Raw genomic sequence first — 12,932 nt, 5'->3', positions numbered from 1 at the left:
GTTCATATATGAACTATGCTTATATTCAATTCACTAAATATATCATAAAGCATTGGTATATTAACTGATTTATTCATTAAATGGTTAGTTATTAGCCACGTGATTTTCCACCTGATATATTAAAGGTTGTCCCTGTAATATAACTAGCTCTATCTGAAGCAAGATAGGATACTAAATCACCAACCTCTTTTAATTTCCCCTCCCTGCCAATCGGAATTGATTTACTGTAATCAGTTGATAGATCGTCTACAGTAACACCTCGAGTATAAGCTAAAGCTTCATTGTAAGCACTCGTGCGTAAACCTGTTTTCTCTAATATTCCTGGAGCAATAGCAACTACGCGAATATTATATGTCCCTAACTCTTTTGCCCATGCGCGAGAAAATGAGATTAGCGCTCCTTTGGTAGCAGAATAACAACTCTGACCTGCCGATCCTTCTTGACCAGCTTCAGAAGCAACATTAATAATTACCCCTTTACCTTGCTTCAGCATTTCCTTTGCTGCCGCTTGTGCACAAAGATATGGACCTTTTTGATTAACCGCAACCATAAAGTCAAAGTCTTTTTCATTTAATTCATATTGTGGTTTTTCTCCTTTTATATCAACTAGCAATCTTGGTAAGTTCACACCAGCATTATTAACTAAAATGTCAATCTTTCCATATTGTTCAACAACTTTATTAATCATTCGATCAATACTTTCTTTATTGGTGACATCACATTTAATAAGAAAAGAACCGTCTGCTTGCTGTCCCTCTTCTCCTACTAAATCAGAGATAATCACCTTCGCACCATTATTAACTAACTCTTTTGCAATAGCAAAACCAATCCCAGAAGATCCACCTGTTACAATGGCAACTTTCCCTTCCAGGTCTAACCATGAATTATTCATTTAAATTTCCCTCCTCATTATTAAGCGTTTTCATTTCTATGTTTTTTAGTATAAAGCTCATTCTTTATTACATTAATACCTTTATTTGCACATAATTGTGCAGACTCCTGTATTAATTTAAAAATGTATGATTTCCTTCCATTTCAGCCAAAGCAGCGAGTATTCCTAGTCATTTTTTAAATTTTTTTGTTCAAAAAAAAAACAATTTTTCAAAAGATATCAAGCTTTCTTTCGAGAAATTGTTTTTGATTTTCTATTTTAATTTAATTTCATCTGGCAACTTGCCTGTATTCTTATAGCGGTCTAAGTCTTTTTCCAATCGTTCTATAAACTCTTTATCTACATTGGGGCTATATTTCCCTAGAAAAATGGTATCATCTCTAATCCCACAGGAGCGATTTCCAGACTTTAGTTTGCCTTCATCAAATGCTTGAGCAATTTGCCCATAAAGCTTGGGGATATCTTGAATGGTGCTTGTTAAGACAGCATACTTCCCAATAGTGGACTGATCTGAAATATATCCAATCGCGTATAAACCATTTTCTTTCATTTTTTCCAGGATCCCCACATGAAAACTATCACCAACTGGATAAACCACGTCTACATGTTGACTGATCTCCTTATCTAACAGGTTCATTGCCCTTTCACGGTTATCCCAATCATTAACGAATTCTTTCAAGACATCTACATCCTTATTGATATAGTGGACGCCTGCTTCAAAACCAGTGGCTTCCTCTTGCCATTCGTATGCACCAATAACCCCAACCTTATTTGTTCTTGTCATATGTCCAGCAACCATCCCGCCAAAAAAGCCCATCGGATAATTCTCTAGTCTAATATTACTTGTATTCGGTTGTGTTGCAGGTTCTCTTCCATTTAAACTAACAAAATGGATGGAGGGAAATTTATGAGAAAGAATGTTAAAATACTGCACAAAGTTTCCGCCGTGGCCAAAAATTAAATTGACCCCTTTTCCCTGTAATTCCTTCACTGCTCTTTCTGCAACTGTGTAAGAATCAATAGACTCTTTATAAAACACATCTACCCCAAGTTTCGTATGTATATTTAATAATCCTTTATATCCTTGCGTCCCCCATGCCTGATCATTTACTGTTCCAACTACAAGAAGACCAACTTTTTCTATTTTCCCTTGTTTCTCCAGTGAACTATTAAAGAATAGAAAAAGGAAAAGAACACACGCCATTAGAGGAAGGATAAAAAAAAGCTTTCCCCTAATTATTGATTTACGAATGTTCATCCATGCACTTTTCATTGTATTTACTCCTATAATACTGCTAAATTCTATTAAATAAGTAATGCCTTTTTTGCTTTTCTATGTTATCCTCTATCGTCCCTTTGTTTTCAATGATTACTTCTTGTAAATTTCGAGATAATTGCAATGTCTTATTTGTTTTTGGTATATCCCATTGTAATTGTTCTAAGCATCTTTGCCAATGGTTTATTTCCTTACTCTTTAATAGAATATCATTATTTTTTCCTTTCGTTGTCATTTTTACTACTTCCCTTACCGCATCTTCAATAAAAATTGCATCCATTGTATACTCGCGTACATTTAACTGAATATCGTTCTTCTCTTTTCCCTCTACAATCTGTTGAAATAAAAAATCATTTGGCTGCCACGGACCATAAAGTGTTGGTAGATGAATTACTTGTATATCATGGTCAACTAAATTATCTTTTAAAAAGGTTGCAAACTCTCTTTCTGACTCTATAGAAGTAATATTCACTAAAAAAATCAACTTTTTACCGCAGCTCTTTTCTTTATCTCGAAAATTTGAAAACAGACTTTGGACCTTTTCGTATATTGATATTTGTTTTAATGTATAAAGGTCAAAATATATATGTTGTACATTTGAATCTTGGAGAATAAAAGGGAGCTTATCCAAGCTTTTCTCACTAAAATTCGCATTGCGCCCAATTTCCATTTTCTTATCTTCTAAATCTTCTATCGAAACTTCCGGATAGGAGATGCCGATTATTTTCTCTCCTTCTTCTAATAATGCGGAGCATATATGAAAGCCCACAAACTGATAAACGCCAAATATTACAGCTTTCTTCATGAAAAAGCCTCCCATTAAAATTACTTAATGTATCATATGCAATAAAAAAGACAATTATTTCATATGCTTAATAAAAGCTTGATTTAGTACCCATTCTTCTATGAAAAATTCAAAAAAGATGGTGCCTAATATAGCCTATGCTACTTGGACACCATCTTTTCTCTCAAAGCGACTTTTCATATTTTTTAAAAAACGTAGCAATTTGTTTCGGAATGGCACTCCTTTTCTCCGGTAATACATAAGAAACAAAAATAGGCAGGTCTTTTTCTTCCCAAATTACAGAAGCTTTTTTTAATCCATTTGATTGGTAATAGGATCTACCGTTATGCAAAATGTGAATAATTTTTGTTGGGATGTCTGCCTCATCTAACTGATACTCCTTTTTCTCCTTTACCATTTCGAATAACTCCTGCTTATTCGTATTAAAAGCGATACTTATCTCATTCGTTAACTTTTTTATAAAAAACTTATGCTCTTTCTCTCTATCTAAATGTTCTTTTAAAGATAAAATTGGGTTTAGCAAAACAACAGATCGAATATTGTCTTTCATCTCCATCATTAATTGGATCGCTGTCAGTGCCCCCATTCCTTCAGCAATTATATGAATTCTCTGGTTTAATATTTCTGTTCGAATAATATGTTCATATAATCTTTTCGCCAATTGCAAAGCTTTTTCACTGCCCCAGTTCTTTCCATATAGATTGGAATAAAATATCGTATATCCATTATCCCGTAACGATTCAATTAAATTCCGCTTTCCTTCATTTTGGTTCCAAAAACTATTACTGTCGGTTACATAATTTCTTTCGTCTCCAATTATTAAGATACCGAAACCATTAGGTCGATGAGGATAATGTATCATGTTCCATTCGGTATCTAACAGGAAGTTCCGGTTCTCCATCTTAAAAACTCCTTTTTAGCATTTTCCTTCTAATAATGTATGTCTCTTTTATTAAAACGTAAGGGAGTTTGCCTATATTTCAAGAAGAAATGCGGAGTCATCTCAGAAAATAATCAGATTTTTTATCTATTTCTGTTAAAGGAATGACATATTAACAGAATCGGAAATACTATTTATAATGGAAAAAGTGAAGAATTTAAGAAAGCTCTATCATTCACATTTATTATTTAGCTTCGATGTGGTAAGATGGTTATGATAAGCAAGCTATAAAGAGGTGATTTCGGTTGCGTTACATAATGACAATTTTTTGGACATTTTTACTTGCTCAAATGTTAGTTTATGTTGTGGGTTCAATGAATGGGGTTCCTTTTAATTTTTCAATGGGGCTAATTCTGACAGCTGTCTTTTCCGTACTAGTTTTCATTTTATCAGCAATTATTCCAGATGAACCTGCTCATGAAAAAGGTTCTCATTAAAAATCTGTATATTGTAAGATTGGGTGATTAAATATATGCACTAATAGGGGAATACTATTCGTGTATTTTGTTTAATCACCTTTTTTATTGCAGCCATAAAAACATGCCTGAATACAAATATTTACTCGTTTGTCCAATTGTATTCAGGCTGTTACAAACACTTAATAGTCGAAAATTACAAAGTATGTTTTAAAATTATTTGTTCCTCTTCTTCATCAATTAAGACATGATCATTTTCTTTTACTTTACCAGCAATTATATCTTTTGCCAGCAGTGTTTCAATTGTTTTCTGTAAATATCTACGAAGTGGTCTTGCTCCAAATTTTGGATCAAATCCATTTCTTGCAACAAATTCTTTCGCCTTTTCCGTCATATCAATAGTGATATGCTGATCTGTAAGGCGTGCTTGTAATTGAACAACTAGCTTGGATACTATATCTTTAATATTTCCGAGTGATAATGGTTTGAATAAAATAACTTCATCAATTCTGTTTAAAAATTCTGGTCTAAAATGTCCATTTAATTGATTCATAACGCCTTCTCTTATTACTTCGGGTATTTCCTCTGCTTCTCCCGTTTCTAATAAAAGATGGGAACCAATATTGGATGTCATGATGATGACTGTATTTTTAAAGTCCACTGTTCGTCCTCTCGAATCTGTAATCCTGCCATCATCAAGAACTTGAAGCAGAATATTGAATACTTCTGGATGAGCTTTCTCTACTTCATCTAATAGGACAACAGAATATGGTTTTCTTCTGATTGCTTCTGTTAATTGTCCCCCTTCTTCATAGCCTATATATCCTGGAGGAGCACCGATTAAACGAGACACAGCATGTTTTTCCATATACTCGGACATATCGATACGAATCATTTGCTCTTCACTATCAAAAAGCGTTGCCGCTAAGGTTTTTGCAAGTTCCGTTTTCCCAACACCTGTAGGTCCCAAAAATAAGAAGGAGCCAATTGGTCTGTTTGGGTCTTTTATTCCTGCTCTCGCTCTTAATACTGCATCACTGACTAACTGCACTGCCTCTGCTTGGCCAACCACTCTTTCTTGCAGAATTGCTTCTAAGCGTAATAATTTTTCTCTCTCTTTCTCCACTAGCTTGGATACAGGAATCCCAGTCCACCTTGCAACAATATTGGCAATTTCCTCTTCTGTCACTTCTTCTCGAAGGAGACGGTTCTCTTGTCCTTGTTTTATCTTTTCTTCCATCTTCTTAATTTCTTTTTCTAATTTTGGAATGCTGCCATGTCTTAGCTCAGCTGCTTTATTTAAATCATAATTATTTTCTGCATCCTCTAACTCTCTCTTTTTTCGTTCAAGCTGTTCTTTTTTCTCATGGATGGATTGTAAAGCATCCTTTTCCTGCTGCCATTTTGCTTTTAAGACATTAGAACGTTCTCTGTGATTAGCTAATTCCTTTGCAATAACCGCAAGTCTCGCTTTACTTTGCTCATCCTCTTCTCCATGCAATGCCGCTTCCTCAATTTCAAGCTGCATAATTTTTCTTGTTAGTTCATCTATTTCAATTGGCATCGAATCGATTTCTGTACGAATCATCGCGCAAGCTTCGTCTATTAAATCGATAGCTTTATCCGGCAAGAAGCGTTCTGTTATATACCTGTCCGATAAAGTTGCAGCTGCAATAATAGAACGATCTTGAATATTTACACCATGATGAATTTCAAATCTTTCTTTGAGTCCTCTTAGTATAGCAATCGTATCTTCCACTGTCGGCTCTGAGACTAAAACCTGCTGAAAGCGGCGTTCAAGTGCAGGATCTTTTTCAATATATTGACGATGTTCATCTAATGTTGTGGCACCAATACAGTGAAGCTCTCCTCTTGCCAGCATCGGTTTAAGCATATTTCCTGCATCCATTGCACCATCTGTTTTTCCTGCCCCGACAATTGTATGCAATTCATCAATAAATAAAATGATTCTGCCATCACTATTTTTCACTTCTTGTAAAACAGCTTTTAAACGTTCTTCAAATTCGCCTCTAAATTTGGCTCCTGCTACTAATGCCCCCATATCTAAAGAAAAAATAGTTTTATCTTTTAGGCCTTCTGGGACATCTTTTCGAACGATCCTTTGTGCTAAACCTTCTACAATAGCCGTTTTTCCCACTCCCGGTTCCCCAATTAAAACAGGATTATTTTTGGTCTTTCTTGATAGTATACGGATTACATTACGAATTTCATTATCACGACCAATCACTGGGTCAAGCTTGCCCAACTTTACTTCTTCTACTAAGTCTCGTCCATATTTACTAAGTACTTCATATGTCGCTTCGGGATTTTTGCTTGTCACTCTCTGTGTCCCCCTTATCTCTTTTATTACTTTCTTTATTTCCGCTAATGAAATATCTTCCTCTTTCAATATTCTTCCTATTGCAGAGGATTCTACTTTATAGGCTGACAGTATAAGATGCTCTACAGATAAGTATTCATCTTCCCATTCCCGCATCTCTTCTTCTGCTTTCATTAAAAGCTGCTGCAAACCAGCAGTTATATATACCGTACCTTGTTGAGAACCACTAAATGATACTTGTGGCTTTTTCTTTAATTCTTCCGCTAATTTATCGCTCACTCTATTTGGATCTTTTTGTAACTTGTTTAAAATGGCCGTCATTAAATTATCCTGTTGATGAAGAATTGCCATAAATAAATGAATATCATCTATTTCTTGATGACTTTCTTTTCTTGCAAGGGATTGTGCTTCAGTTATGGCTAATTGGACTCTTTCTGTCATCTGCTCTACGTTCATTTTACAAGACTCCTTTTTTGACCTTTTTTGACCTTTGTTTTTATTATAGTATAATTTATCCATATGTAAAGGGATCTCTCTTGGACAAAGAGTATATTCAAAACAATGATCTCAAGGAGATAATCATCATGAAGCAGACTCTTTAGAGAAATCCCTTTTTAAATCATTATACGAGTATTGGTATCATCGTATAATATTGGGGTTACCTTATTATGGTTTTCTTTGATATGTCCATAATCGATTATGATTCGATGTTTCTGGAAAGCGGTCTCCAGCTTTCAGTTTTAGCATTTGAGGATTATTTACGTTACTTCCGGTTTCACCAATTTCTATATACAATCCATTGTTTGGTGCCTTTTGCCCTGGACGAAACTGTCTATTTTGACCCAAAATAAACTCCTCCTTTATCCATTACCAATTCAAATGCTAAGTAAACACGAAGCAAAAAACGTGTTACTTAACTGCTTATTAGTATTACCTTTTTTCAAAGTGAACATTACGGAAAATAATGACTGGCTTTTTATTTGATAAATACATTTTCATTCGAGCATGCTATAAGTACATACCTATAAAAAAACTAAAAAGACTGTTAACAAACATGTATCTGTTAACAGTCTTCACAAAAATTATTTTAAAATTTCCACCAATAATGCCTTTTGTGCATGTAATCTATTGCCGGCCTGCTGAAAGACGTAGGAATGACTTCCATCGATAATTTCTGATGTTACTTCTTCTTCACGATGGGCTGGTAAACAGTGTAAAAAAATGTAATCCGATTTTGCATGGTTCACTAATTCTGCATTAATTTGAAAGCCTTGGAAATCTTTTAAACGCTGCTCATTTTCCGCTTCTTGCCCCATACTGGTCCATACATCTGAGTAGATAGCATCGGCCTCCCGAACAGCTTCTATAGGATTATGAGTAAGGACAATTTTACTGCCACTTATTTTTGCAAAAGAATAGGCAAGTTCCGCCACTTTTTTATCGACTTCATAATTTGGTGGTGTCGCAATGGAAATATCGACTCCTACTTTCGAGCAAGCGATAAGTAAAGAATGAGCCACATTATTTCCGTCCCCGATATACGCAAGCTTTAGACCTTCCAAACTCCCTTTTACTTCCAATAAAGTAAGTAAATCTGCTAATGCTTGACATGGATGATATAAGTCCGTTAATCCGTTGATAATAGGTATGGTTGCATGCTCTGCTAATTCTTCGACAATATCATGAGAAAAAGTACGTATCATAATGGCATCTACATATTGGGATAACACTTTTGCGGTGTCTGATATAGTTTCCCCTCTGCCAATTTGCAGATCTCGACTATTTAAATATAGTGCATGCCCTCCGAGCTGAGTCATCCCCGCTTCAAAGGAGACTCTTGTTCGCGTTGATGATTTCTCAAAAATCATTCCTAATGTCTTTCCTTTTAGAGGGGCTATTATTTCTCCCTTTAAGTGTGATTCTTTTATTGCCTTCGCCTTATCTAATAATTCAAGGATTGTTTCTTTTGAATAGTCAGCCAATGTTAATAAATCTTTTCCCTTTAAATCTAGATTAGATGTAATCATCATACTGTACTCACTCCTTTTCTTATATTTGTATGCCATTCCTGAATCGAATGAACGGTTATGTCTTTTCCTTTAAAAGAGGAAATAAATGCTTCGAGACTTTCTTTTTGCGTGAAGGTAATAATACGATTTCTCGTTGCTAATTCGCGAGATTGTCGATCTTCTTGTAAGTTTGTTGGATTATAAAAGGCAACTGTACTCTTATCTGCTAATAACGATTCGACTGTCTGGCTATCAGCGATTTCAACTGATAATTGGACTTGGTCTGCTTTTTCATAAAGATCTGCTAGATCTTCTGTTGTTTTTAAAACAATTTTCATCTCCTGTTTTGGCATTTTCTTTAAAGTAGGGTGAAATACTTTTCTCAACGCATCTTCTACCGTTTCTGCAAGTGCAATGCCTTCTCCTGTAGAACGCATTTCTGGTCCCAATTTAGAATCTAGCCCTTTTAAAGCATAATTGGAATAAACAGGATACTTAATACAAGTAAATTCTATATCATCCGAATATGTTTTTTCTTTTTCAGTCAATGTATATTTCCCAAGCAATATTTTTGTCGCAATTTGTACTAATGGTACACCAGTTACTTTGCTTACAATCGGTACTGTTCGACTAGCGCGAGGATTTACTTCCAATACATATACCTCTTCTTTATTGATAATATACTGGATGTTCATTAGTCCTTTATAGCCTGTATGCTGAACAATTTTTTTTGCGTAAGTGATCATTTTTTCTTTTACGCTTACTGATAAATTTTTAGCAGGCAATATAGATAAACTATCTCCCGAATGTACGCCCGTTTTCTCGATATGTTCCATAATCGTCGGGACACAAATATCGATTCCATCTGTTGCTAAGTCCAACTCTGCTTCTGAAGCTTCCATAAACTGATCAACAAGGACAGGGTAAGGTACATCCGTTCGTAAATAGGATTGTAATTCTGCTTCATTATTTATCCGTTCCATTCCCTTGCCGCCAATCACATAAGATGGACGGATAAGAACTGGATAGCCTATCTTCTTGACTGAAGCAATAATCTGCTGCTCATTTTCTGCGTTATCTCCTTGGATATGAGGAATATCTTCTTCTTCCAATAGCTTATAAAATAAATCTCTATCTTCTAAAACATCGATTGTGTCACTGTTTGTTCCAAGTATATGGACACCATAGGATTCCAGTTCTTTTGCTACATTAAGAGCAGTTTGACCTCCTAATTGGACAATGACATCTTCTATCCCTTCTGATTCGATAACATTCATAATATCTTCCACGCTTAATGGTTCAAAATACAAACGATCTGCCGTGGCAAAATCTGTACTCACGGTCTCTGGATTATTATTAATAAGGATTGTTTCCAGACCTTCATCTTTTAAGGCAAATACGCCATGAACCGAGCAATAGTCGAACTCTATTCCTTGACCAATTCTGATGGGACCACTGCCGATAACAAGTACTTTTCGTTTAGCACTTTTATTTTGCTCATTTTCACCATAATAGCTGGAATAGTAGTAATTAGTTTTTGCTTTAAATTCTGCTGCACAAGTATCAACCATTTTATAAATAGGCATCACTTGTAACTGTTTGCGTTTTTCTCTTACCTCTTTTTCAAAGCAATTCCACGCATTTGCTAAGAAAGCATCACTAAACCCTTTTTCTTTCCATTGCAGCAAACTCTCTTTTGTTACTGTTTGGAGGGAAGTATGGAATATTTCTTTCTCCATCTCAATCAATCTTTTAAATCGATGAAGGAAGAATAAATCGATTTTTGTTAAATCATGTATTTTAGCAATTGGTTCCTCTTTCCTAATTAGTTCTAAAATGATAAAAAATCTTTCATCCGTTTGTTCCAGCATTTTCTCGTATAATACTTCCACTGACATATCTTTTAATTCTCGAAGAATTAAATCATTTCCTTTTATCTCAAGAGAATGGATTGCTTTTAGCAAGGCCCGCTCCAGATTGCGGTCTATTCCCATTACTTCTCCTGTCGCCTTCATTTGCGTGCCGAGTTTTCTTGATACAGTAGGAAATTTATCAAATGGCCACTTTGGTATTTTTACTACGACATAATCTAATGCCGGTTCAAAGCTTGCAAATGTATCTCCTGTTACTGGATTAATTAGCTCATTGAGACAATAACCAACTGCCAGTTTTGCAGCCATTCTAGCAATCGGATACCCAGTAGCTTTTGATGCAAGGGCGGATGATCTACTCACCCTTGGATTTACTTCAATTAAATAATATTTCTTACTGTTCGGATCTAATGCAAATTGGATATTGCATCCACCTATAATTCCTAGGGCGGAAATGATTTTAATAGAAGCAGAACGAAGCATTTGATATTCTACATCTGTTAATGTTTGAGACGGAGCAATAACGATACTATCCCCCGTGTGAATTCCGACTGGATCGATGTTTTCCATATTGCAAATGGTAATACATGTATTCATACTATCACGCATTACCTCATATTCTACTTCCTTAAAGCCAGCAATACTTCTTTCCACTAAGCATTGACCAATGGCACTTTCCTTCAAACCGCCAGATACTAGACTAATGAATTCTTCCATATCCCCAGCGATACCACCGCCTGTTCCACCTAAGGTATAGGCAGGACGAACAATGATAGGAAAGCCAATTTCATTTGCAAATTCTATCGCTTCATCGACTTTATGCACAATTTTACTTTCTGGTACTGGTTCATTTAATTGATACATTAATTCTCTAAATGCTTCTCTATCTTCTCCCTTTTTGATTGATTCAATAGAGCTTCCCAGCAATTTCACTTGATACTTTTCTAAGATGCCTTGTTCACTTAATTGAAATGCCAGATTTAATCCCGTTTGACCTCCTAAAGTAGCAAGAATTCCATCAGGCTTTTCTTTTTGAATAACCTTTTCTAATACATCTACTGTCAATGGTTCAAAATAAATCGAATCAGCAAAAGTTTCATCTGTCATTATCGTAGCCGGATTATTATTTACAAGGATGACTTTATATCCTTCTTCTTTCAAAGCCATGCATGCTTGTGTGCCAGCATAATCAAATTCAGCTGCCTGACCAATTACAATTGGTCCTGATCCTATTACAAGTATGGTTTTTATCGTCGTGTCTTTAGGCATATGCGAAAACTCTCCCATTATTTGCTTTAACATTTTCTATAAATTCATCAAATATATAACATCCTTCTGAAGGACCTGGATTTGCCTCTGGATGAAACTGTACCGTTTGCAGTGGATAAATGCTGTGAGACAGCCCTTCTACTGATCCATCGTGAAGATTATAAAATCTTGCTTCACAACCTGTAGCAGATAGACTTTCTTCTTTTACTACATAGCTATGATTTTGAGAGGACATAATCACTTTCTTTTTCTTCCGATCCATTACAGGATGATTGGCTCCTCTATGTCCAAATGATAGTTTGGTAGTTTCTGCCCCTAAAGCTAATGCTGCAAGCTGATGTCCTAAACAAATACCAAGAGTTGGGTAATGCTTAATCATCGCTTTAATCGTTGGTAAAATACTGATTAACTCCTTTGGATTCCCAGGTCCATTTGATAAGAGAATGCCATCAGGCTGCAGTGATTTAATGCTAGTAAATGGTGTATTATAGGGAACAACCGTGACTTTACACTCACGCTCTAATAATGCTGTTAACATACTTTCCTTTTTTCCAAAATCAACAAGGACAATATGATATTCACCCTGTCCATACGTTTGAAAGTTCATTTCCGAAACCTTTGCTACTTTGACATCCTCCTTTAAAGAAAATGCAGGGATGGAAATCTCTTTTTCTCCTGTGATAACGGCAGGCATAGAACCAGATTGTCTTATATTTTTTACAATAGAACGGGTATCAACATGTGCTAGCATTGGAATATTCCATTTATTTAAATATTGCTGTAAGGAATATTCAGCTTGATAATGGAATGCGTCACTATTCGATTCATATACAATAACTCCTGCAACATGTGGCTTTTTACTTTCAAAATCTTCTTTGTTTATGCCATAGTTTCCAATTAACGGGTACGTAAAAACAATAATTTGATCTTTATAGGAGGGATCTGTTAGTACTTCCTGATATCCTGTCATTCCAGTGAAAAATACGATTTCTCCCTTTATTTCTTTGGCATCGCTAGTTGTAACGAACTCACCTTTATATTTCACACCATTGCTTAAGTGAAGATAACCTTCCATTTGTTAACACCTCTATAATGAATGTATAGTTACTCTTT

Annotated in this window: 10 protein-coding genes; 1 reads left to right on the top strand and 9 read right to left on the bottom strand. The window is 35.3% G+C overall.

Annotated elements, in window-relative coordinates; translation table 11 throughout:
• Positions 1–91: 91 nt before the first annotated feature.
• From NiCM35_RS02625 to NiCM35_RS02610, 4 genes are all read right to left on the bottom strand, one after another.
• Positions 92–892 (bottom strand): SDR family oxidoreductase, encoded by an 801-nt coding sequence (locus NiCM35_RS02625; protein ID WP_123257244.1) that lies wholly within the window; start codon positions 890–892, stop codon positions 92–94.
• Positions 893–1,145: 253 nt separating this feature from the next.
• On the bottom strand, positions 1,146–2,165 hold the full coding sequence (locus NiCM35_RS02620; protein ID WP_249928263.1) for a BMP family ABC transporter substrate-binding protein: 1,020 nt from the start codon (positions 2,163–2,165) through the stop codon (positions 1,146–1,148).
• Positions 2,166–2,187: 22 nt separating this feature from the next.
• On the bottom strand, positions 2,188–2,973 hold the full coding sequence (locus NiCM35_RS02615; protein ID WP_123257243.1) for a Rossmann-fold NAD(P)-binding domain-containing protein: 786 nt from the start codon (positions 2,971–2,973) through the stop codon (positions 2,188–2,190).
• A 163-nt stretch (positions 2,974–3,136) separates the two neighbouring features.
• A complete protein-coding gene (locus tag NiCM35_RS02610; RefSeq protein ID WP_095330023.1) occupies positions 3,137–3,874 on the bottom strand; it encodes an alpha/beta hydrolase family protein in 738 nt (245 codons plus the stop codon).
• A gap of 284 nt (positions 3,875–4,158) precedes the next feature.
• Between NiCM35_RS02610 and NiCM35_RS02605 the strand changes: the two genes are divergently transcribed.
• Positions 4,159–4,350, top strand: coding sequence for a YjzD family protein (locus tag NiCM35_RS02605; protein ID WP_047942476.1), 192 nt, complete (start codon positions 4,159–4,161; stop codon positions 4,348–4,350).
• 175 nt (positions 4,351–4,525) lie between these two features.
• Here the strand turns inward: NiCM35_RS02605 and clpB are convergent, their stop codons facing one another.
• The 5 genes from clpB to NiCM35_RS02580 form a co-directional block, all read right to left on the bottom strand.
• The gene (clpB, locus tag NiCM35_RS02600) at positions 4,526–7,126 is read right to left on the bottom strand and encodes an ATP-dependent chaperone ClpB (RefSeq protein WP_123257242.1); all 2,601 of its coding nucleotides are present in this window, start codon (positions 7,124–7,126) and stop codon (positions 4,526–4,528) included.
• A gap of 210 nt (positions 7,127–7,336) precedes the next feature.
• The gene (locus tag NiCM35_RS02595; RefSeq protein WP_047942478.1) at positions 7,337–7,516 is read right to left on the bottom strand and encodes a YjzC family protein; all 180 of its coding nucleotides are present in this window, start codon (positions 7,514–7,516) and stop codon (positions 7,337–7,339) included.
• 236 nt (positions 7,517–7,752) lie between these two features.
• Positions 7,753–8,700, bottom strand: coding sequence for an ornithine carbamoyltransferase (argF, locus tag NiCM35_RS02590; RefSeq protein WP_095330025.1), 948 nt, complete (start codon positions 8,698–8,700; stop codon positions 7,753–7,755).
• Complete coding sequence (carB, locus tag NiCM35_RS02585) at positions 8,697–11,819, bottom strand: carbamoyl-phosphate synthase (glutamine-hydrolyzing) large subunit (protein ID WP_095330026.1); 3,123 nt, start codon at positions 11,817–11,819, stop codon at positions 8,697–8,699. The genes argF and carB overlap by 4 nt, the downstream gene beginning before the upstream one ends.
• The gene (locus NiCM35_RS02580) at positions 11,812–12,894 is read right to left on the bottom strand and encodes a carbamoyl phosphate synthase small subunit (protein WP_095330027.1); all 1,083 of its coding nucleotides are present in this window, start codon (positions 12,892–12,894) and stop codon (positions 11,812–11,814) included. The genes carB and NiCM35_RS02580 overlap by 8 nt, the downstream gene beginning before the upstream one ends.
• Positions 12,895–12,932: the final 38 nt, after the last annotated feature.

Origin of the sequence: Niallia sp. M35 (assembly GCF_050971705.1) — a bacterium.
Taxonomy (GTDB): Bacteria; Bacillota; Bacilli; order Bacillales; family Cytobacillaceae; genus Niallia; species Niallia circulans_A.
The sequence above is the reverse complement of the archived record's forward strand: the minus strand, read 5'-3'. Positions and strand labels throughout refer to the sequence as shown.

Bases quoted from the DNA above. Each gene is read 5' to 3' on its own strand.
- NiCM35_RS02580 (WP_095330027.1), bottom strand. From the start codon at position 12,894: ATGGAAGGTTATCTTCACTTAAGCAATGGTGTGAAATATAAAGGTGAG.
- clpB (WP_123257242.1), bottom strand. From the start codon at position 7,126: ATGAACGTAGAGCAGATGACAGAAAGAGTCCAATTAGCCATAACTGAA.
- NiCM35_RS02610 (WP_095330023.1), bottom strand. From the start codon at position 3,874: ATGGAGAACCGGAACTTCCTGTTAGATACCGAATGGAACATGATACAT.
- NiCM35_RS02625 (WP_123257244.1), bottom strand. From the start codon at position 892: ATGAATAATTCATGGTTAGACCTGGAAGGGAAAGTTGCCATTGTAACA.
- carB (WP_095330026.1), bottom strand. From the start codon at position 11,819: ATGCCTAAAGACACGACGATAAAAACCATACTTGTAATAGGATCAGGA.
- argF (WP_095330025.1), bottom strand. From the start codon at position 8,700: ATGATGATTACATCTAATCTAGATTTAAAGGGAAAAGATTTATTAACA.
- NiCM35_RS02620 (WP_249928263.1), bottom strand. From the start codon at position 2,165: ATGAAAAGTGCATGGATGAACATTCGTAAATCAATAATTAGGGGAAAG.
- NiCM35_RS02615 (WP_123257243.1), bottom strand. From the start codon at position 2,973: ATGAAGAAAGCTGTAATATTTGGCGTTTATCAGTTTGTGGGCTTTCAT.